Consider the following 19678-nt stretch of genomic DNA (forward strand, 5'->3'; position numbering starts at 1 on the left):
ATCGGACGGTCGATCAGCGCTATACCGGAGGTGTCGGCAAAACCGACAAATCTCGTAACTCCGGCATAGGAGGCTGGAAATGAACGCAGACATGCGCCGGTGGCAGGACTGGGCCGCCGTAGTGATCGGTGCAGTCGTCGCGCTGTCCCCGCTCTGGGTCGACACCAACACCGCGGCGATGTGGTCGATGATCGTCCTCGGCGTCCTCGTGGCCGTCGCCGGCCTCGCCAACATGACGTCACCCGACATGGACATGGTCGTCTGGGCGATGGGAGTGCTCGGTGTGCTCCTGTTCGTCGCCCCGTGGGTCACCGGCTACGCCGACTTCGGCGGTGCCGCCTGGACCTCGTGGATCGGCGGAGCGCTGACTGTGCTCACCGCCCTCGTCGCGATGCCGGAAGGCTCCCGGATGCACATCGGACACCATCACGGCGGTGGCGTCGCCAGCCACGGCTGACCACCATCCCCCCGGCCCCGGGTGCGGCCGACCGGTCGCACCCGAGGTCGACGACGCCGTCCGGACAGGGAGGTGAGCGCATGCCCGGCACAGGCGGGCACCGGTCGACGGGCGCGGACGGCGGCACCCGCACACGCATTCTCGACGCCGCCGAGACCCTCATCGCCACAAGGGGATTCGACGGCACACCGACCGCCGCGATCGCATCGCGGGCAGGTGTCCCGAAGGGACTCCTTTTCTACTACTTCCCCACCAAGGAGTCGATCCTCACCGCGCTGGTCACCGAGCGGATGCCCACCGACGCCGCAGTCGACCTGACCGGCGTCGCGGTCAGCGGGGCGCCCGTCGACTCGCTCGTCAACCTGGACGCGGCACTCGATCGCCCGGAGGGCCGGCCCGTTCGCGAGATCCTCTGGCGCGAGTCGAGCACCCACCCCGTCGCACACGAGCAACTGCGGGCGCTGCGCGCGCATCTGCACGCGATCACCGTCGAGGTGCTGCGGGCGAGTGCACCACTGACCGCACCGGCGCGGGTCCTCGACTCGTGTGCCAACGCCTGGGTGTCGGCCATGCTCACCGCCACCCACCTCGACCGGTACCGCGAGCGCGGCGAACGCACGGCGAGCCTGCGGGCGGTCGCGGACGTCGTGACCGCGGGCCTCGGCGCGCTATCGCAGCCGTGAGTCGCCCGCACCCCGGCCGATCGGGGCCGATGCGACGGGAGTCGATGCCGGCGGAGCACCTGCCGCGAGTTCGCGGCCGTCCGCGTACACGCTCGCGCTCGCAGGCAGCGACCCGGGTCGGCCGCTGACCAGTACCGACACCGTCCCGCCGCCACCGATCGTCCGGCCGAGGGCGTCGATCCTGCGGAGCGTCTGCCCCGCGACCGCACGAGCGCTGTCGAACAACGTGACGCCCGCCGGAAGCCGCTCGCCGATCAGGTCGGCCACCAGCGGGTAGTGCGTACACCCGAGGACGACGGCATCGCAGGAAGCCGGGGTGCTCGCGACCGCCGCGTCGACCGCCGCGGAGATCCGGTCTGTGTCGCCGAGGTCGATGGCGTCGGCCAGCCCGTGGCAGGCCACCCCGACCACCTCGCTGCCGTTGCCGAACCGCGCGATCAGGTCCGCCTGGTAGGCGCTGCGCGTCGTCGCCGCGGTCGCCCAGATCGCGACCGACTTGGACACCGCTGCCGCCGGCTTGATCGCCGGGACCGTCCCGATCACCGGGATCGACTCCCCCAGGTGCGCGCGTACCTCGTCCAGTGCGGTGACGCTGGCCGTGTTGCACGGCAGCACGACGACCTCCGCACCGAGGCCGACCGCACGGTCCGCGGCCGCCACGACGCGGTCGACGACCCAGGACGCAGGCTTGGGCCCCCACGGGGCTCCGTCGGGGTCCGTCGACAGCAGCAGATCCAGTTCCGGGCGCAGTCGGCGCAACCACGCCGACGTCGGCAACAGGCCGAGCCCGGAATCGATCAACGCGACCGTCACCGCACTCCTCCCGCCGACTTCACTCGAAGATCGAGGATATCCGCAGCGTCCGGCACACCGCACACGGGTTCAGCCGGAGCGCCGCAGCAGCAGACACCCTGCCGAGAGCGTCCCCCCGAGCGCGACCACGGACGACTCCGGCGGCACATCGAGCTGCGAGGTGCCCGCATCCGCACGCATCTGCAGGACCGCCTCGACGGCCAGGTCGAGATCGGGACGCCGGCCCAGCCCGAGATGGCCGCCGTGCGGGTTCAGCGGCAGTGCGCCGCCGCGGGTGATGGTGTCGGCCGACGCGAGGACTGTGCCCGCCTCTCCGGGGCCGCACAGTCGCAGCGCCTCCAACCAGGTCACGACCCGAAACGAGTACTCGTCGCCGATCAGCAGGACGCCCGGGGGCAGTCCCCCGAGATCGGCGAGGAGCTGCGCCGCGGCGCGTTCCGGCGCAGGCACCGCGGATTGCTCGGGCAGCGGGCTGACCGCGTACGCGGCGCCCCTGCGTGCGACCTCGACCGATCGGCTCCCCGCCGCCGCCGCGGGCCGCAGCACGACGGCCGCGGCGCCACCGACCGTGCGTGCGCGGTCGTGCACGCAGAGCGGGTCGGCGAGCGGCGGCGCCGACAGATAGTCCCGGAGGCTCAGGTCCCGGCCCGCGTTGGCCGCAGCGACCAGTGGGATCCGGGCGAGTTCGGCACGGGTCAACCCGAAACGCTCGATGTACGCACGGACCTGCAGTGCGACGTCGACCGTCGCATCGACTGCGCCGTAGGGGGCGTGCCAACTCGCCCATCCGGAGGCCGTCTCGACGCCGAACCGGTCGGCGCCCGGCGGCGGGTCGGGGATCCCGACCACGTCGACGCACACCAGGGTCCGGACCCGTCCCGCCGCGACCGCGTCGACCGCCTGCACGACGGCGGCACCGACCTCGTCGGCTTCGTGAACACCTGCGCGCCAGTCCAGTTCGAATCCGAACAGGTCCGCGACCGACGGCCCGTCGGTTCCACAGGACAGCAGCCCGTCGACGTCCCGAACCGTGGTACCGGCATCGGTGAGAGCCGCGCGCACCGCTGCGCCCGCGCACGTCAGCGCGTCACCTGGAGCCGCCCGCCCGGCGCCGGAGATCGCGACCGCCGCGCTCACGACGCGGGCCCGCTCACGACACCGCCTCGATCCGATCCTCGAAGAGGTCGGATTCCTCGAGCTCGGCCAGTGGCAGCCAGATCCGGTCGTCTACGTTCTCGAACACCAGTCGAACCGGGGCGCCGACGCGGAGGTCGTCCGGATCGCATTCGACCACGCCGAGCATCAGTCGCGGTCCCTCGACCAGATCGACGATCCCCACGAGCCTGCCCGCTGTGCGTGGGCCGGGAACGCCTGCCCACGACGTCAGCGCACCCTTCCCGCCGACCGGTTCGAACTCCAGCCGCCCGGACCAGCAGTGCCTGCAGTTCGGGACCGGCGGGAACGACCAGCGCCTGCACTGCAGGCACCGCTGCACCAGCAGGCGACCCGACGCACCGCTCGTCCAGTGCGCCGCGGTCAGCTCCGTCGACTCCGGGAGCACGCGCCGACCGTGCACCATGCACTCACGGTAACCCCGGCGCCCGTCCGGTGAGGCCGATCGAGCAGCCGCCGATCAGACCCCGGCAGCGGTCAGCACCTCGCCGATCGGGACGCGGCCTGCGACCTTTGCACGCATCTTCATCACCGGCCCGGCGAGACCGCCGCCGACGACGGCGACCAGGGCGCCGTCGCGTTCGTAGTAGGCGAGGAACTTGCGTCCGTCGTCGCGGACGACGTGGACGGTGTCGGTACCGGACGGTTCGCCGAGTGCCTGGATCTTCACGTCGTACTGGTCGCTCCAGAAGTACGCCACCTGGGCGGGGGCGTCAGGGGCCACGCCCGTCACGAGGGCGTGTGCGGCAACCTTGGCCTGCTCGCCGACGTTGGTCCAGTGCTCGACACGCCGGTGCTCTCCCTCGGGCTCCTGCCAGGACGCCACGTCGCCGACGACCCACACGTTCGGGTCGCTGGTGCGGCCGGTCGCGTCGGCAAGCACTCCGCCGCCCGCGGTGCGTTCGGCGAGCGCGATGCCCGATCCCTCGACCCAGCCGGTGACGGGGTGCGAGCCGATCCCGACCACGACCAGGTCCGCCGCGATCTCGGAGCCGTCACTCAGCACGGCCCCGGTGACGCGGTCGTCGCCGACGAGCGAGTCCAGTCCGACTCCACTGCGCACGTCGACGCCTTCATCCTTGTGCAGCCGCGCCACGAGTGCACCGACCTGCTCACCGAGCACGGATGCCAACGGCGTCGGCTGGGGCTCGACGAGGACGACGTCCAGACCGCGGGCCCGCATGCTGGCCGCGACCTCGCAGCCGATGAATCCGGCCCCGACGACGAGCGCGTTCCTGCCCGCGACCAGGTCGCCGCGGAGGCCGTGGGCGTCCTCGAGCGTGCGCAGCACGTGCACGCCCGCCAGATCCGGCAGTCCGGGAATGCGGCGCGGGGTGAGCCCGGTGGCGATCACCGCGTGGTCGTAGTCCAGCACCGTGCCGTCGGCGAGGGTGACGGTGCGTGCTGCCGGGTCCAGTGCGGTCGCTGCCGAGCCGAGTCGCAGCTCGACCTGGAGCTCGTCGTAGTACTCCGCGGGCTTGAGGGTCACGTCGTCGGTCTCACCGCGGACGACGTCCTTCGACAGCGGCGGGCGGTCGTAGGGCAGGTGCCGCTCCTCGCCGACGAGGACGATCTCGCCGTCGTGTCCGGCCCTGCGCAGTTCCTCGCAGGTCCGCAAACCGGCCAGTCCCGCCCCGACGATCACGATCCGTCCGACACCCATGACGCAATTCCCCTTCGATGCATTCGCGGTCGCGATCGACCGTGGTGAAAGTCATACCAAATTGGCACTCGATGCAGTAGTGCCACGTCACGAGACGTCGAACCCGGAGACCAGCCACCGCCCGTCCACCAACCGAAGGTCGACCCGTGCGCCGACCTTCGCGGTGACCGGATCCGGCGATGCGTTGCTGCTGGTCACCTGGGTCAGGAAGACGAGAGCCTCGGCCTCGTCACCGTCCACCGTGGACACTCCCGCCGCGGTGACCGTGCCGGTCGACGTGATCCGATCCGTCCGGGCCGACGGAACGACGACGGCGTCGGTGTAGCGGCCGTAGCGCTCACGGAAGTCGCCCGTCAGCTTCTCGGCCGCCGCGTACTGATCGGAGGCGACGGTGTCCGGGGTGTACGTCAGCAGCGCGACGGAGGCGTCCGCAGCGGCCTGCGCCACCTCGTCCCGTGTCCGGGAGTCGACCAGGTCCTCGGCCTGACCCACCCGGGTGAACAGCACCGCCGCAACCACCGCGAGCACCACGACCGCGGCACCGAGAGCCCAGCCGAGGAGCCGATTCCGACGGCCCGTCGTCCCGTTCGGGACGGCGCCCGCCTCCTGCACGTTGTCGCTCCCGGTCACGAGACGTACTCCACCGCGGACGTGCGGTACTCGCCGCCGGACTCCTCCACGGTCATCCGCAGCCGCCACACCCGCGCCTTCTCCTGCGGCTCCACCCGATTGGTGACCGTCGACCGAACCTGGACGAGGACGACGCCACTGCCGCCGTCCCACGTCTCGATCGCGGCATCCGCGTCCTGCGCGACGGTGGTGACCTCGGTGTCCTTCACGACCGAGACGAACGACTCCGCGCTCGACGCGAACTCGTCGTGGAACTGGCCGGTGGCCCCGTCCAGCACCCGCTGGACGTCGCTCTCCGCGCTCGTGTGGTCGACGGTCGCGAGATTCATCGCGGTCTTCGTCGCCGCCGCGACCGCGTCGCGCTGCTCGGCCTCCTCACCGGTCGCCTGACGAAGCTGCCACAGCAGCACGCCGCACACCCCCACCAGAACCAGGCACAGGACGGCCAGCGCCACCACCACACGTCCCGTCCGCGACACCCCGACCCGAGGGGTCTCCACCGCCGGGGGCGAACCGTCCACCCGCGTCTGCGCCATTCCCCGTCCTTCGTCCGACTGCCGTGCGCGCTCCACCGTAGGTGATCCGCCTCACAGACGCCGCGACCCCTCCACACTCACTAGGGTTGAGGGGTGACCACAGCATCCGATTCCGGCGACACCCCCGCCCGCGGCACCGTGCAGTTCGCCTCCGCCGCGTCGACCGAACTGGTCGGCGCGCAGGGCCGCACGATCATCGCCGACGCGGTGGTCGCGAAGATCGCCGGAATCGCCACCCGTGAGATCAGCGGCGTGTTCGATGTCGGAGGCGGCACCGCCCGTGTCGTCGGGGCGCTCCGGGACCGCATCCCCGGCGCCCGCGTCAACCACGGGCAGGGCGTGGCGGTCGAGGTGGGAGAGAAACAGGCCGCGATCGACATCGGCATCGTCGCCGAGTACGGGGTCGCCCTCCACGAACTCGCCGCCGGGATCCGTCGCAACGTGATCGCCGCGGTGGAGCGGATGACCGGACTCGAGGTCACCGAGGTCGACATCACCGTCTTCGACGTCGTCATGTTCGACGAGGCGCAGCAGTCGGGCGAGCCGGACCAGCGACCGAGGGTGCAATGACCGACCAGCCCGCCGCCACCGAGGCCGACCTGATCGCAGCGCGGGTACTCGAGGTTCCGGGTGTCGCCGGGTTGCACGGCGGCGCCTTCGGTGAAGTCGCGACGTACCTGCCGGGACGCCGCGTCCTCGGGGTCCGGCTCACCGACCCGGGCTGCGCCGTCCACATCGTCGTCGGGTACCCGCACAACGTCGTCGACGTCGCCGATGCCGTTCACGGCGCGGTCGCGCCACTGGCTGCCGGACCGGTGGTCGTCACCGTCGAGGACGTCGCGCCCGCGAACCACCCCACGCCGGCGGCCGCCGGAGACCTGGAAGGAACCTCGCGATGAACAGCACGGTCGTCGGACTGCTCGCCGGACTGCTGCTCGCGCTGGCCGGCATCCTCGGCGGGTTCGCCGGATTCGTGTTCGCGGTGATGCTCGGCGCCGTCGGCATGGCGATCGGGGCACATCGCGACGGCCACTTCGACCTCGGTGCGCTGCTGCGGAGCAGGGGCCGTGGCTGACCCGGTCGCGGTCACCGGGGAGGCGCCGTCCGGGGAACCGGGCAGCGCGACGCCGCACAGCGAGGTCGACCTCGAGCGCGGTAGCCGCGGAGAGCTCACGATCAAGGACCGCGCGGTGTCGAAGATCGCCGTCGCGGCGGCACTGTCGGTACCCGGCGTGGTGCGGCACACGGGCCGACTGCTGACGCTGCCCGCACGCGATCTGCCACGCGCGGACGTGACCGCGGGGCCGGACTCCGTCGCGATCACGCTCTACGTCGCCGTGTCGTGGCCCTCCCCCGTCGCCGTCCTGTCCCGTGAGGTGCACGCGACCGTCGCCGAGCGCGTCGAGGTGCTGACGGGTATGCCGCTCGAACACCTGCACGTGGTGGTCGCCGCCACCGTGCCACGGGAGGCCGGTACGTCCGACGTGGACGCCCGGCAGCTTGCCGCGGCGTACGAGCAGGGCGCGACGCCCGTCCCCTCCCGGCCACCTCTGGCGCGACCCGACGCCGCGATCGTCGCGGTGGTCGTGGCGGTCCTGTTGATCGCGCTCGGCATGGTCGCGGGCCGCGAGTTCCTCATCGAGCAGGACGTGATCGCGCCTGCGGCGTGGGTGCGCAACTCGGTGAACTGGTTGGCCGACCTGCATTCCCAGACGTGGATGGTGCCTGCCGCCGTCGCGGCCGGGGTGATCGGGCTCGTCGTGCTCTGCCTGGCGTTGATGCCGCGCACCCGCACGCACGTTCCTGCCGGTGACGGCGGGACCGGGGTCGTGTGGCTGCGCCCGACGGACGTCGCCCGGATGTGCAGTGCCCGGGCAGGCGCCGTCGGCGGCGTCACCGGTGTCCACACGACGGTGGACCGGAAGCGGGCGACGGTGTACGTGACGCCGAGCGGCGAAGTGGCGAGTGACGCTCTCGCACAACAGGTCCGGGACGCAGTCGAGCCGTCCCTGGCCGCGGTGACCTCTCCGACCGAACTGCGGGTCCGGGTCGGAAGGGCGAAGTCGTGAATCGGCGCACGTCGGTCGTCGACCGTCTGGTCGCACTCGCCGCCGGCGCCCTACTGGTCGCGGGCGCGGGGCTGACATTGACCTGGATCGTCGGGGTCGAGTCGGTTCGCTCGTTCGCCCGGCGGTTCGACCGTACGGAGTTCGCGGCGCTCCCGGACCAGTCGTGGTGGCCGACAGCGCTCGGAGTGACCGCGGTGGTCTCTGTCCTCGCCGGCCTGACGCTTCTGCTGCTGAACCTGCGGCGCAGCCGTCCCGAGACCATGCCGGTGATTCCCTCCGGTCCGGCTCCGTCGGGCGGCGACGCCTCGTTGTCGGTGGATCCCGGCCCGCTGGCCGAGGGCCTGGCCGCCGAGCTCGCCGGCCTCGACGGTGTGCGGAGCGTGCGCCGGACCGCCGTCGACGACCGCGGGCTCGCGACGCTGCGGGTCACCGTCGTCGCCGACCCGAGCATCGACGTCGCCGACTTCACGCGCAGCGCAGAGGCGTTCGCGAGGTCGATGGCCACGGCGCTGCCCGGTGCGCCCGTCGCCGCGCAGGTCCTGCTGCACCTGAGCCCGGCGGAACAGTCGACCACGACCGCCGCGGAGCAGGGACCGAGTTCACCCTCGACCGCCGACTGACGTCGGGGTGGGGCGCCGCAGCGCCCCGATCCCGTTGCCTGCCTCTCGATCCGATCCCGCAAACGCCACACGGCGCCCACCCCGAAGGGTGGACGCCGTGTGGGCTGTTCTTGCTTCGATCAGCAAGCAATCACCGGGAAGGTGACATCACTTGGTGATCTTGGTGACGCGACCGGCGCCGACGGTGCGGCCACCCTCACGGATCGCGAACCGCAGGCCCTCGTCCATGGCGACCGGCTGGATCAGCACGACGGACATCTCGGTGTTGTCACCGGGCATGACCATCTCGGTGCCCTCGGGGAGGGTCACGACGCCCGTGACGTCCGTGGTACGGAAGTAGAACTGCGGGCGGTAGTTGTTGAAGAACGGGGTGTGGCGGCCGCCCTCGTCCTTCGACAGGATGTACGCCTGGCCCTCGAACTCCGTGTGCGGGGTGGTGGTGCCCGGCTTCACGATGACCTGGCCGCGCTCGACGTCCTCGCGCTTGATGCCACGGACGAGGAGGCCGACGTTGTCGCCCGCCTGGCCCGAGTCGAGCAGCTTGCGGAACATCTCGATGCCCGTGACCGTGGTCTTGGTGGACGTCGGGCGGATGCCGACGATCTCGACCTCTTCGTTCACGTTGATGATGCCGCGCTCGATACGACCGGTGACGACGGTGCCACGACCCGTGATGGTGAAGACGTCCTCGACGGGCATGAGGAACGGCTTGTCGGTCTCACGGACCGGGTCCGGAATGGAGTCGTCGACGGCCTGCATGAGGTCGAGGACCGACTGGCCCCACTTCTCGTCGCCCTCGAGCGCCTTCAGAGCGGAGACGGGGACAACCGGAGCGTCCTCGTCGAACTCCTGCGAAGCCAGCAGCTCGCGGACCTCCATCTCGACGAGCTCGAGGATTTCCTCGTCGTCGACCATGTCGGCCTTGTTCAGGGCGACGAGGATGTAGGGCACGCCGACCTGGCGGGCGAGCAGCACGTGCTCACGCGTCTGGGGCATCGGGCCGTCGGTGGCGGCGACAACGAGGATCGCGCCGTCCATCTGAGCGGCACCGGTGATCATGTTCTTGATGTAGTCGGCGTGGCCCGGCGCGTCGACGTGCGCGTAGTGGCGCTTGTCGGTCTGGTACTCGACGTGGGAGATGTTGATCGTGATACCACGAGCCTTCTCCTCAGGCGCCTTGTCGATCTGGTCGAAGGCCGAAGCCTCGTTCAGATCCGGGTACTTGTCGTGCAGGACCTTGGTGATGGCCGCGGTCAGCGTCGTCTTGCCGTGGTCAACGTGACCGATGGTCCCGATGTTGACGTGCGGCTTCGTCCGCTCGAACTTCGCCTTCGCCACTTGATGGCCTCCTGTTGTGTTGCTTGCGTAAATCGCAGCAGTGTTGGTTCTTACTTGGTCGTGCTCTGCTGGTGACAAGTCGCCAGCGGTCTTGCTCCCAGCAGTTATTACTCGCCGGTCGCCTTGGCGATGATTTCCTTCGAGACGTTCGCGGGAACCTCTGCGTAGGAATCAAACACCATGGAGAAGTTCGCGCGACCCTGGGTCTTCGACCGCAGGTCGCCGATGTAGCCGAACATCTCCGAGAGCGGAACCAGCGCCTTCACGACACGGGCACCACTGCGTTCCTCCATGGCCTGGATCTGGCCACGGCGGGAGTTGAGGTCGCCGATCACTTCACCCATGTAGTCCTCGGGGGTGGTGACCTCGACGGCCATGAGGGGCTCGAGAATGACCGGGCCGGCCTTGCGGGCAGCTTCCTTGAGCGCCTGCGAACCGGCGACCTTGAAGGCCATTTCCGAGGAGTCGACGTCGTGGTACGCGCCGTCGAGCAGGGTCAGCTTCAGGTTCACCAGCGGGTAGCCGGCGAGCACGCCGTACTGCATGGCGTCCTGAGCTCCGTGGTCCACGGACGGGATGTACTCACGCGGAACGCGGCCACCGGAGACCTTGTTCTCGAACGCGTAGGACTCGCCGTCTTCACCGAGGTAGGGCTCGAGCGCGATGATCACCTTCGCGAACTGACCGGAACCACCGGTCTGCTTCTTGTGGGTGAACTCGTGCTTGTCGACCGTCTTGGTGATGGTCTCGCGGTACGCGACCTGCGGCTTGCCGACGTTGGCCTCGACCTTGAACTCGCGACGCATGCGGTCGACGAGGATGTCGAGGTGGAGCTCGCCCATGCCGCCGATGACGGTCTGGCCGGTCTCCTCGTCGAGCTCGACGGAGAAGGTCGGGTCCTCTTCGGCCAGCTTCTGGATCGCGGTGCCCAGCTTCTCCTGGTCGGACTTGGTCTTGGGCTCGATCGAGACCTGGATGACCGGGTCCGGGAAGCTCATCGACTCGAGGACGATCGGGGCGTCCTGCGCGCACAGGGTGTCACCGGTCGTGGTGTCCTTCAGGCCGATCATCGCGTAGATGTGGCCCGCGACGGCCTCGTCGACCGGGTTCTCCTTGTTGGCGTGCATCTGGAAGAGCTTGCCGATGCGCTCCTTCTTGCCCTTGGTGGCGTTGAGCACCTGGGCGCCCGGATCGATCCGACCCGAGTAGACGCGCACGAAGGTCAGCTTGCCGAAGAACGGGTGCGCCGCGATCTTGAACGCGAGAGCCGAGAACGGCTCTTCCTTGCTCGGCTTGCGGGTGAGGTCTTCTTCCTCGTTGTTGAGGGCGTGACCGTGCACCTCGCCGATGTCGAGCGGGTTCGGCAGGTAGTCGATGACCGCGTCGAGCATGGGCTGAACACCCTTGTTCTTGAACGCGGAGCCACACAGCACCGGGTACAGCTCGGAGTTGACCGTCATCTTGCGGATGGCGCCCTTGATCTCCTCGACCGTGAGCTCCTCGCCGCCGAAGTACTTCTCCATGAGAGCTTCGTCGGACTCGGCAACGGTCTCGAGCAGCTTCTCGCGGTACTCGGCGGCCTTGTCGGCCAGATCCGCGGGGATCTCCTCGATGGTCGGCTCGGCACCGGTCGGCACCACGCCACGCCAGGTGATGGCGCGCATCTCGACGAGGTCGACGACGCCGTCGAAGTCGTCCTCGGCACCGATCGGCAGCTGGAGGACCAGCGGCTTCGCGCCGAGGCGGTCGATGATGGTCTGCACGGTGAAGTAGAAGTCCGCGCCCATCTTGTCCATCTTGTTGACGAAGCAGATGCGCGGAACGTCGTACTTGGCAGCCTGGCGCCAGACCTGCTCGGACTGGGGCTCGACGCCTTCCTTGCCGTCGAAGACGGCAACGGCGCCGTCGAGGACGCGGAGCGAACGCTCGACCTCGACCGTGAAGTCGACGTGGCCGGGCGTGTCGATGATGTTGATCTGGTTCTTGTTCCAGAAACAGGTCACAGCAGCGGAGGTGATGGTGATACCACGCTCCTTCTCCTGCTCCATCCAGTCCGTCGTCGACGCACCGTCGTGGGTCTCACCGATCTTGTAGTTCACACCGGTGTAGAAGAGGATGCGCTCGGTGGTGGTGGTCTTACCGGCATCGATGTGCGCCATGATGCCGATGTTGCGGACCTTGTTCAGGTCGGTCAGCACTTCCTGTGCCACAGGATTCTTCCCCGCTCGTAGCTTGTGTCGGCCCTACCGGACCACGTCTTCTTTTTTGTCGCAGCCGGCCCTGATCGGACCCGACACTGCAGTGACGACGCCCGGGCGGCATCCGTGTGCGGATGCCGCCCGGTGTCGAATCACCAGCGGTAGTGCGCGAACGCCTTGTTGGCTTCAGCCATCTTGTGAGTGTCTTCGCGACGCTTCACGGCTGCACCGAGGCCATTGCTGGCGTCGAGGAGCTCGTTGGCGAGGCGCTCGACCATCGTCTTTTCACGGCGGGCACGCGAGAACGTGACCAGCCAGCGAAGCGCGAGGGTGGTGGAGCGGCCGGGGCGAACCTCGACCGGCACCTGGTAGGTGGCGCCACCGACACGACGGCTGCGGACCTCGAGGGCAGGCTTGACGTTGTCCAGCGCGCGCTTGAGGGTGACGACCGGATCGGTGCCGGTCTTCTCACGCGCCTGCTCGAGCGCGCCGTAGACGATGCGCTCGGCCGTGGACTTCTTGCCGTCCAGCAGGATCTTGTTGACGAGCTGGGTGACCAGCGGGGAACCGTAGACCGGATCCGCGACGAGCGGCCGCTTGGGAGCGGGACCCTTACGAGGCATCAGCCCTTCTCCTTCTTCGCGCCGTAGCGGCTACGCGCCTGCTTGCGGTTCTTGACACCCTGGGTGTCGAGCGAGCCGCGGATGATCTTGTAGCGAACACCCGGGAGGTCCTTCACACGACCGCCGCGGACGAGCACCATCGAGTGCTCCTGCAGGTTGTGGCCCTCACCGGGGATGTACGCGGTGACCTCGACGGAGCTGGTCAGGCGCACACGGGCGACCTTACGCAGCGCGGAGTTCGGCTTCTTCGGGGTCGTGGTGTACACGCGGGTGCACACGCCACGACGCTGCGGGCTGCCCTTCAGTGCAGCGGTCTTCTGCTTGGACGGCTTGTCGTGCCGCCCCTTGCGGACCAACTGGTTGATGGTTGGCATATACCGGCTTTCTTCTTTTTCGTCCGTTCCCCCACGGGGAGAGCGGACTGGTGTGTATTCAGGGATCTAGCAGTTGGAGCAAGAAAACGCTGCTCCTCACCCGTTCCTCGACCACGAGGTCGGGCGTGTCGCATACCCCCACACAGGCAGCCGGATACTCGCCCTCGCGTCATTCACGACGCGACTGCGCGCACGGCTTTACCTCGCTAGGCACACAAATCGGCCCGGATAGTCCGGACACGACCTACAACAATACCCGCCCGCAGACAAGAAGGTCAAAGTGAGCAGCCCGGACGGGCGTCAGGCCTCCTCGACCACCCCGAGGCCCTCCTCGGTGGCACCGACCCCGCCCTCGACGCGTGCGCGATGTGCATCGACCACCGTCTCGAACGCCCGCCGAAGTGCCTCCGCGTATCGCTCGGGATCGGGCATCACGTCGGGATCGACGGCGAAGGTGATCGTCAGCCGGTCGCCGACCGACGCCACGAAGTGATTCAGCCGGGTGCCGTCCGCGACCCCGAGGATCCCGAACGACTCGATCGCCCGGCCACCGAGGAACCGCATGTCGTCGGCCTTGCGCGGGACGTTGGACACCATGGTGTTCCCCAGTGCCACCGTCTCCCCCTCGCCGATCGGCAGACGGGACCGGCGCCAGACCAGCCAGTCGACGTACACGGCGGGCGCGTAGTCGAGTGCCTCGGCGAGCTCGGCGACCGCGGGATTCGAGAACCTGCGCTTCTCGGCCGCCATCGACTCGTGGATCGCGCGCAGCCGCGCCACCGGATCCTCGGTGTCCGTGTTCAGGTCGACCGTCAGCACGACGAAGTTGTTGCCGGACGTCGCGTCACCCGCGTGCGCTGCGGTGTCGGTGGTGCCTGCCGAGTCGAGCGACCCGCGCATCGAGTAGGAGACCTTGCCGCCGAGCGATCCGTTCGGAATCTCACCGTGCTCGCGCAGGTACGACACCATCGCGTCGCCGATCACCGCGACGACGACATCGGTGACGGCGACTCCGGGATGCCGCGACCGCAGCGACCGGATCTCGGCGAGGTCGAGAGTCACCACGTCGAACGAGATGCCGCCACCGTGCCGACGGTTGAACCGCGTCGTGGGCCACCTGAACTGCGGCGTCCGGATCTCCCCGGTCGCCGCGGCCCGGGCGGCCGCCCTGCCCAGCACCTGTGCACGAACCGAGCCGCGCGCGAAACGGACGAGGTTGCCCGGAATCCGCACCAGCGCGCGGGTGAGCGCTCCGGCCGTACCGACGGGTCGATAGCCGTCCCGAGCCGGAAGCGGTTGTGCTGCAAAGAGTTCACGCGCGAACTCGACGGTCGCCATGCCGTCGCCGACGCCGTGGTGCATCTTCAGCACGACGACGCACGCGCCGTCGGGGAATCGGTCCACTCCGGTGATCCCGGTGACGACCAGCAGCTCCCACGGGGGCTTCCCGGCAGGTAGTCGGGTAGTGCATGTCTCCACGATCCGGTCGCGGACGGCGAGCCACCCGGGTGCCCGGGCGGGCTCGACCGTCACGTGGTCACGGAGGTCGAAGTCGGTGGCCGGCGCCCAGTACGGGTACTCGAGGTCGCCGGGTACACGCCGGATCACGCTGCGGAACACCGGGGAGTGCTCGATTCGCGGAGTGAGCCACTCCAGGACGGTGTCCCGGTCCACGGTCGCGCCGGCCGGGTCGAACACGTACCCGTCGATGATTCGCGAGATGTGCGATCCGGACTCCGCCAGCACGTGCGTCGCGTCTGTCGCCGTCAGTCGATGCATGTGTTCCGCCCATGGTGCTGTTCTCCGCCGCGCCGGATGGTCCACCGGGTCGAGAGGACAGCCTAATGCCAACCGTCCGGTTTCACCGGCTCACCAGCACGTGCACCGGCTCCGGGGCCGTCAGCGCGACCTGGCTCCCAGTTGCGCGTCGAGCGACGACGCCCACTGCCGGACCACTTCCGCGCGGCGGGCGGAGTCGTCGGTGAGCAGGTCCGCGAGCCCGAGTCCGCGCGCCAGGTCCAGTGTCGCCTGGACAGCGGCACGCACCGCCGGGTCGCTGCCGTCCACCCCGAGCTGGTCGACGGCCATCCGGTGCGCGGTGCGACCGAACCGGTCCTCGAGCGGCAGCACCCACTCGCGCAGTGCGGGATCCGACGCCGCGGCTGTCCACACCTGCAGGGCCGCCTTGAACAGCGTCCCCGTGTAGTACTCGACGAGCCGCTCGACGACCGCGACCGTACGTCCCTCCCCGACCGGCAGGTCGACGGCCTCCTCCCGCGCCATCTGCATCCGGGTGTCGAACATGTACTCCAGGGCAGCGGTGATGAGGTCCTCCCGGGTGGGGAAGTGGTGCTGCGCCGCTCCGCGGGACACCCCCGCGCGGGTGGCGACGACCCCGACCGTGGTCGCCGCCCACCCGTTCTCCGCGAGACAGTCGATGGTCGCCTCGAGCAGCCGTTGCCGGGTCACCCGACTGCGGTCCTGCTGCGGTTCACGCATCGCTCACACCTGTTCTCTCTCGACCTCGAGCCGTCCCGGCTACGGCGCCGGCGCCCACGACGGCGGGCGGCGCTGCAGGAATGCCGTCATCCCCTCGACCGCCTCAGCCGAGCCGAACAACCGGGCCGACTGTGCGGCCACGTCGGAACCGTACCGGTCGAAGTCGGCGAGCATCCGCGTCGTCGTCAGCCGCTTGGACTCCGCGAGACCCTGCGGCGACGCCGACGCCAACTCCCCCAGCCAGGCCTCGACGGTCGCGTCGACGTCCGCAGCGGCCGAGGTGATCAGCCCGATCGACTCGGCCACCGCAGCGTCGAACTTCTCGCCGGTGAGGAAGTAGCGGCCCGCCGCCCGTGACGTCATCCGCGGCAGCACCGTGAGGGAGATGATCGACGCGGCCAGGCCGAGCCGCGACTCCGTCAGCGCGAAGGTGCTCGACGGGCCCGCCGCCACCAGGTCGCACGCGCCGACCAGCCCCATGCCGCCGGCCCGGACGTGCCCGTCGATCCTCCCGACGATCGGCTTGGGCAGTTCCAGGAACGCCCGCAGCAGTTCGGTCATGGCGGTGGTGCGTTGCGCCGCCAGGGTCGCCGGATCCTCCGAGGCGCCGCTCGCCTCCGACAAGTCGGCTCCGGCGCAGAAGGTGCCCCCGGTGTGTGTGAGCACGACGGCGCGGACGCCGGGGTCCGCCGCGGCATCGGCGAGCCCCTGACGCAGTTCGGAGACCAGCCGCGTCGATATGGCGTTGCGGTTGTGCGGTGAGTCCAGCGTCACGGTGGCGAACCCACCCGCGACCTCGTACCGCACGACCCGGTCGGTCATCAGTACGACCTCGGCAGGCGGAGCGAGTGCTGGGAGACGAAGTTGAGGATCATCTCGCGGCTGACGGGTGCGACCCGGGCGATCCGCGCCGCACCGAGCATGGCCGCCAAGCCGTACTCCTTGGTCAGGCCCGCACCACCGTGTGTCTGGATCGCCTGGTCGAGTGCCTTGATGCTCGCCTCGGCCGCGGCGTACTTGGCCATGTTCGCGGCCTCGGCGGCGCCGAAGTCGTCGCCCGCGTCGTACAGCGACGCCGCCTTCTGCATCATGAGCTTCGCCAGCTCCAGTTCGATCTTGCACTGGGCCAACGGGTGCGCGATGCCCTGGTGGGCGCCGATCGGCGTCTTCCAGACGGTGCGCTCCCTCGCGTACTTCGTGGCCGCCTCGATGGCGTAGCGGCCCATGCCGACGGCCATGGCCGCGCCGAGGATGCGTTCCGGGTTCAGCCCGGCGAACAGCTGCATCAGCGCCGCGTCCTCGGAGCCGACGAGCGCATCGGCGGGCAGTCGCACGTCGTCGAGGAACAGCGTGTACTGGTGGTCGGGTTCGACGATGTCCATCTCCATCGGCGTCCGCACGAAGTTCTCGGCGTCGGTGGGAACGATGAACAGCGCCGGCTTGAGCTTGCCGGACTTGTGGTCCTCGGTGCGGGCGACGATGAGCACCGCGTCCGCCTGATCGACACCCGAGATGAAGATCTTGTTGCCGCGCAGGATCCAGTCCTCGCCGTCGCGGCGGGCAGTCGTGGTGATCTGGTGCGAGTTCGAGCCGGCATCCGGCTCGGTGATGCCGAACGCCATGATCTTGCTGCCGTCGGCCAGCGAGGGCAGCCACTTCTGCTTCTGCTCGTCGGTTCCGTACTTGCCGATGATCGTTCCGCAGATCGCGGGCGAGACGACCACGAGCAGCAGGCCGGCTCCCTGAGCGGCCAGTTCCTCCTGCACGAGGGCGAGTTCGTAGATGCCGGCTCCGCCGCCGCCGTACTCCTCCGGCAGGTTGACACCGAGGAAGCCGAGTTTGCCCGCCTCGTTCCACAGTTCGGTCAGCGGCTCGCCACGCCGCGACCGGGGCAGCACGTAGTCGATGTAGTTGTAGCGCTCGCCGAGCTTGGCGACTGCGGCGCGCAGTTCCTTCTGCTCGTCGGTCTCGATGAAACTCATTGCGTTCACTCCCCTGCTTCGGTGGTGTCGTCGACGATCGCGAGAACGGTGCCGACGTCGACCTGCCGGCCGACTGCGACGTTCAGTTCGGTGAGCACACCGTCCGCGGGGGCGGCGATGGTGTGCTCCATCTTCATGGCCTCCAGCCACAGGATCGGGGTGCCCGCGGTGACGCGGTCCCCGACGGCCGCCCCGAGTCGCACGACCGTGCCGGGCATCGGCGCGATCAGCGATCCGGCCGCCACGACGGTGGACGGGTCCACGAACCGCGGCACGGCGCGGAAGGCACCGGGGCCGGCCGCCGAGTCGACGAACACGGCGTCGCCGTACCGGGCGACGGCGAAGTTCCGGGTCAGCCCTCCGACGGTGAGCACCACGGATTCCGGTGTCGCCGAGACCAGTTCGACGTCCTGGGCGGCGTCGGTGTCGAGGACACCGCCGCGCAGGATCCGGTAGTCGATCTCGTGTGTGGCGGTCGCGCTCTCGAACACCTTGCGCTGCCGCTGCGACGGCACGTTGCGCCAGCCGCTCGGCAGCCCACCGACGACCCTCGCCGACTCCCGGTTGGCTGCGGCCTGAGCAAGAGCGGCCGCGAGAGCGGACACCCGCTCCGACGATTCGGAGGCGACGGGCGCCGCGAGTGCATCGAGCCCGTGCCGGTCGAAGAACGCGGTGTCCGTGGCCCCGGACAGGAACGCGGGATGTCGCAGCACGTTGACGAGGAGGTCGCGGTTGGTGACCAGCCCGTGGATCTTCGCCTGCGCCAGAGCGGTCGCGAGCCGCGCCGCCGCGGCCTGGCGGGTGGGCGCCCAGGCGATCACCTTCGCGAGCATCGGGTCGTAGTGGACGCCGACGACCGAGCCGTCGACGATGCCAGAGTCGAGCCGGAGGCCACGCGGCGCCGACGGCACACCGAATTCGGTGTCGACACCGGGAATCTCGATGCGGTGCACGGTCCCCGACTGCGGCTGCCAGTCCTGCGCCGGGTCCTCCGCGTAGAGACGAACCTCGATCGCATGGCCGTGGGACGCCGGCGACTGCGCGGGCAACGCGCGACCCTGCGCCACCTCGATCTGCAGCTCGACCAGGTCCAGCCCCGTCGTCAGCTCGGTGACCGGGTGCTCGACCTGGAGCCGGGTGTTCATCTCCAGGAAGTAGAAACCGCCGACCTCGTCTGCCAGGAACTCGACGGTCCCGGCTCCCTCGTAGCCGATCGCCGCGGCGGCGTCCACGGCAGCCTGGAACAGCTTGTCGCGCATGCCCGCACCGTCGGCGTCGAGCTTCTCGACCAGCGGCGAGGGGGCTTCCTCGACCACCTTCTGGTGCCTGCGCTGGATGGAGCACTCCCGTTCGCCGACGGCCCAGACGGTGCCGTGGGCGTCCGCCATGACCTGGACCTCGATGTGACGACCGGTTTCGAGGTAGCGCTCGCAGAAGACGGTCGAGTCGCCGAACGCCGACAGCGCCTCGGCGGCCGCGCCCTCGATCTGACCGGGCAGCTCGGCGAGCGTGCGTACGACCCGCATGCCGCGTCCGCCACCGCCCGCGGACGCCTTGACCAGGACGGGGAGATCGGCCTCGGTCACCTCGTCGGGATCGAGTTCGGCGAGGACGGGGACACCGGCCGCGGCCATCATCTTCTTCGACTCGACCTTCGAGCCCATCAGCTCGATCGACTTGACCGGCGGCCCGATCCACGTCAGTCCCGCGTCCTGGACGGACTTCGCGAATTCGGCGTTCTCGGAGAGGAATCCGTAGCCGGGATGGATCGCGTTCGCGCCGGCGGCGAGCGCCGCCGCGATGATCTTCTCGCCCCGCAGGTAGGTGTCGGCGGCGGTGTTGCCGGGCAGCCGGACCGCGACGTCTGCCTCACGCACGTGCGGGGAGTCGGCGTCCGCGTCGGAGTACACGGCGACGGTCGCGATGCCCGCGGCACGGGCGCTGGCGAACACGCGCCGAGCGATCTCGCCACGGTTCGCAACCAGGACGGAGGTGACGGCAGTGTTGGTGACAGTCACGG

22 protein-coding genes are annotated in these 19678 nt (G+C 69.6%); 7 read left to right on the top strand and 15 right to left on the bottom strand.

Annotation, left to right across the window (positions count from 1 at the left end; all coding sequences use genetic code 11):
* Positions 1-79: 79 nt before the first annotated feature.
* Together ACFSJG_RS21910 and ACFSJG_RS21915 are read left to right on the top strand one after the other, a co-directional pair.
* Positions 80-457, top strand: coding sequence for an SPW repeat protein (locus ACFSJG_RS21910; RefSeq protein ID WP_378487347.1), 378 nt, complete (start codon positions 80-82; stop codon positions 455-457).
* A gap of 80 nt (positions 458-537) precedes the next feature.
* Positions 538-1140: a TetR/AcrR family transcriptional regulator gene (locus ACFSJG_RS21915; RefSeq protein ID WP_378487348.1), complete on the top strand. Its 603-nt coding sequence runs from the start codon at positions 538-540 to the stop codon at positions 1138-1140.
* Here ACFSJG_RS21915 and ACFSJG_RS21920 read toward each other — a convergent pair.
* The 6 genes from ACFSJG_RS21920 to ACFSJG_RS21945 all read right to left on the bottom strand — a co-directional run bounded on the left by ACFSJG_RS21920 (position 1126) and on the right by ACFSJG_RS21945 (position 5955).
* Positions 1126-1953, bottom strand: coding sequence for a glutamate racemase (locus tag ACFSJG_RS21920; RefSeq protein ID WP_378487349.1), 828 nt, complete (start codon positions 1951-1953; stop codon positions 1126-1128). The genes ACFSJG_RS21915 and ACFSJG_RS21920 overlap by 15 nt on opposite strands.
* 69 nt (positions 1954-2022) lie before the next feature.
* Positions 2023-3090: a thiolase C-terminal domain-containing protein gene (locus ACFSJG_RS21925; protein ID WP_378487350.1), complete on the bottom strand. Its 1068-nt coding sequence runs from the start codon at positions 3088-3090 to the stop codon at positions 2023-2025.
* Between the two features lie 13 nt (positions 3091-3103).
* On the bottom strand, positions 3104-3532 hold the full coding sequence (locus tag ACFSJG_RS21930; RefSeq protein WP_378487351.1) for a Zn-ribbon domain-containing OB-fold protein: 429 nt from the start codon (positions 3530-3532) through the stop codon (positions 3104-3106).
* Positions 3533-3586: 54 nt separating this feature from the next.
* Positions 3587-4789 (bottom strand): NAD(P)/FAD-dependent oxidoreductase, encoded by a 1203-nt coding sequence (locus ACFSJG_RS21935; protein ID WP_378487352.1) that lies wholly within the window; start codon positions 4787-4789, stop codon positions 3587-3589.
* A gap of 87 nt (positions 4790-4876) precedes the next feature.
* Positions 4877-5419 carry a twin-arginine translocation pathway signal gene (locus ACFSJG_RS21940; RefSeq protein WP_378487353.1) on the bottom strand — a complete coding sequence of 181 codons (543 nt, stop codon included), beginning with the start codon at positions 5417-5419 and terminating at the stop codon, positions 4877-4879.
* Positions 5416-5955, bottom strand: coding sequence for a hypothetical protein (locus tag ACFSJG_RS21945; protein WP_378487354.1), 540 nt, complete (start codon positions 5953-5955; stop codon positions 5416-5418). The genes ACFSJG_RS21940 and ACFSJG_RS21945 overlap by 4 nt, the downstream gene beginning before the upstream one ends.
* 93 nt (positions 5956-6048) lie before the next feature.
* On the opposite strand from ACFSJG_RS21945, the gene ACFSJG_RS21950 reads away from it, so the two are divergent.
* Genes ACFSJG_RS21950 through ACFSJG_RS21970 form a run of 5 tightly spaced genes read left to right on the top strand, consistent with a single transcriptional unit; the run spans position 6049 to position 8644 of the window.
* On the top strand, positions 6049-6525 hold the full coding sequence (locus ACFSJG_RS21950; protein WP_378487355.1) for an Asp23/Gls24 family envelope stress response protein: 477 nt from the start codon (positions 6049-6051) through the stop codon (positions 6523-6525).
* On the top strand, positions 6522-6854 hold the full coding sequence (locus tag ACFSJG_RS21955) for an Asp23/Gls24 family envelope stress response protein (protein ID WP_378487356.1): 333 nt from the start codon (positions 6522-6524) through the stop codon (positions 6852-6854). Before ACFSJG_RS21950 ends, ACFSJG_RS21955 begins: the two co-directional genes overlap by 4 nt.
* Complete coding sequence (locus tag ACFSJG_RS21960; RefSeq protein ID WP_007531717.1) at positions 6851-7030, top strand: hypothetical protein; 180 nt, start codon at positions 6851-6853, stop codon at positions 7028-7030. The genes ACFSJG_RS21955 and ACFSJG_RS21960 overlap by 4 nt, the downstream gene beginning before the upstream one ends.
* Positions 7023-8024: a DUF6286 domain-containing protein gene (locus tag ACFSJG_RS21965; protein ID WP_378487357.1), complete on the top strand. Its 1002-nt coding sequence runs from the start codon at positions 7023-7025 to the stop codon at positions 8022-8024. The genes ACFSJG_RS21960 and ACFSJG_RS21965 overlap by 8 nt, the downstream gene beginning before the upstream one ends.
* Positions 8021-8644 carry a hypothetical protein gene (locus ACFSJG_RS21970; protein ID WP_378487358.1) on the top strand — a complete coding sequence of 208 codons (624 nt, stop codon included), beginning with the start codon at positions 8021-8023 and terminating at the stop codon, positions 8642-8644. The genes ACFSJG_RS21965 and ACFSJG_RS21970 overlap by 4 nt, the downstream gene beginning before the upstream one ends.
* A gap of 147 nt (positions 8645-8791) precedes the next feature.
* Here ACFSJG_RS21970 and tuf read toward each other — a convergent pair whose 3' ends face one another.
* The 9 genes from tuf to ACFSJG_RS22015 form a co-directional block, all read right to left on the bottom strand.
* On the bottom strand, positions 8792-9982 hold the full coding sequence (tuf, locus tag ACFSJG_RS21975) for an elongation factor Tu (RefSeq protein ID WP_378487359.1): 1191 nt from the start codon (positions 9980-9982) through the stop codon (positions 8792-8794).
* Between the two features lie 107 nt (positions 9983-10089).
* Positions 10090-12192 carry an elongation factor G gene (fusA, locus tag ACFSJG_RS21980; RefSeq protein ID WP_378487360.1) on the bottom strand — a complete coding sequence of 701 codons (2103 nt, stop codon included), beginning with the start codon at positions 12190-12192 and terminating at the stop codon, positions 10090-10092.
* 140 nt (positions 12193-12332) lie between these two features.
* Positions 12333-12803: a 30S ribosomal protein S7 gene (gene rpsG, locus ACFSJG_RS21985; protein WP_007531707.1), complete on the bottom strand. Its 471-nt coding sequence runs from the start codon at positions 12801-12803 to the stop codon at positions 12333-12335.
* Positions 12803-13177 carry a 30S ribosomal protein S12 gene (gene rpsL, locus ACFSJG_RS21990; RefSeq protein WP_007531705.1) on the bottom strand — a complete coding sequence of 125 codons (375 nt, stop codon included), beginning with the start codon at positions 13175-13177 and terminating at the stop codon, positions 12803-12805. The genes rpsG and rpsL overlap by 1 nt, the downstream gene beginning before the upstream one ends.
* Positions 13178-13477: 300 nt before the next feature.
* Complete coding sequence (locus ACFSJG_RS21995; RefSeq protein ID WP_378487361.1) at positions 13478-14956, bottom strand: wax ester/triacylglycerol synthase domain-containing protein; 1479 nt, start codon at positions 14954-14956, stop codon at positions 13478-13480.
* A gap of 120 nt (positions 14957-15076) precedes the next feature.
* The gene (locus ACFSJG_RS22000; RefSeq protein ID WP_378487362.1) at positions 15077-15676 is read right to left on the bottom strand and encodes a TetR/AcrR family transcriptional regulator; all 600 of its coding nucleotides are present in this window, start codon (positions 15674-15676) and stop codon (positions 15077-15079) included.
* Positions 15677-15715: 39 nt separating this feature from the next.
* Positions 15716-16498 (bottom strand): enoyl-CoA hydratase family protein, encoded by a 783-nt coding sequence (locus ACFSJG_RS22005; RefSeq protein WP_378487363.1) that lies wholly within the window; start codon positions 16496-16498, stop codon positions 15716-15718.
* Entirely contained in the window at positions 16498-17658 is a 1161-nt protein-coding gene (locus ACFSJG_RS22010; protein ID WP_378487364.1) for an acyl-CoA dehydrogenase family protein, read from the bottom strand. Before ACFSJG_RS22010 ends, ACFSJG_RS22005 begins: the two co-directional genes overlap by 1 nt.
* 5 nt (positions 17659-17663) lie before the next feature.
* Complete coding sequence (locus ACFSJG_RS22015) at positions 17664-19676, bottom strand: ATP-binding protein (RefSeq protein WP_378487365.1); 2013 nt, start codon at positions 19674-19676, stop codon at positions 17664-17666.
* Positions 19677-19678 lie beyond the last annotated feature (2 nt).

Source organism: Rhodococcus gannanensis (assembly GCF_042681175.1).
In the GTDB taxonomy this organism is placed as follows: Bacteria; Actinomycetota; Actinomycetes; order Mycobacteriales; family Mycobacteriaceae; genus Rhodococcus_G; species Rhodococcus_G gannanensis.

Bases quoted from the DNA above. Each gene is read 5' to 3' on its own strand.
- rpsL (WP_007531705.1), bottom strand. From the start codon at position 13,177: ATGCCAACCATCAACCAGTTGGTCCGCAAGGGGCGGCACGACAAGCCG.
- ACFSJG_RS22005 (WP_378487363.1), bottom strand. From the start codon at position 16,498: ATGACCGACCGGGTCGTGCGGTACGAGGTCGCGGGTGGGTTCGCCACC.
- ACFSJG_RS21960 (WP_007531717.1), top strand. From the start codon at position 6,851: ATGAACAGCACGGTCGTCGGACTGCTCGCCGGACTGCTGCTCGCGCTG.
- ACFSJG_RS21935 (WP_378487352.1), bottom strand. From the start codon at position 4,789: ATGGGTGTCGGACGGATCGTGATCGTCGGGGCGGGACTGGCCGGTTTG.
- ACFSJG_RS21955 (WP_378487356.1), top strand. From the start codon at position 6,522: ATGACCGACCAGCCCGCCGCCACCGAGGCCGACCTGATCGCAGCGCGG.
- ACFSJG_RS21995 (WP_378487361.1), bottom strand. From the start codon at position 14,956: ATGCATCGACTGACGGCGACAGACGCGACGCACGTGCTGGCGGAGTCC.
- ACFSJG_RS21910 (WP_378487347.1), top strand. From the start codon at position 80: ATGAACGCAGACATGCGCCGGTGGCAGGACTGGGCCGCCGTAGTGATC.
- ACFSJG_RS21915 (WP_378487348.1), top strand. From the start codon at position 538: ATGCCCGGCACAGGCGGGCACCGGTCGACGGGCGCGGACGGCGGCACC.
- ACFSJG_RS22010 (WP_378487364.1), bottom strand. From the start codon at position 17,658: ATGAGTTTCATCGAGACCGACGAGCAGAAGGAACTGCGCGCCGCAGTC.
- ACFSJG_RS22000 (WP_378487362.1), bottom strand. From the start codon at position 15,676: ATGCGTGAACCGCAGCAGGACCGCAGTCGGGTGACCCGGCAACGGCTG.
- rpsG (WP_007531707.1), bottom strand. From the start codon at position 12,803: ATGCCTCGTAAGGGTCCCGCTCCCAAGCGGCCGCTCGTCGCGGATCCG.
- ACFSJG_RS21945 (WP_378487354.1), bottom strand. From the start codon at position 5,955: ATGGCGCAGACGCGGGTGGACGGTTCGCCCCCGGCGGTGGAGACCCCT.
- ACFSJG_RS21930 (WP_378487351.1), bottom strand. From the start codon at position 3,532: ATGGTGCACGGTCGGCGCGTGCTCCCGGAGTCGACGGAGCTGACCGCG.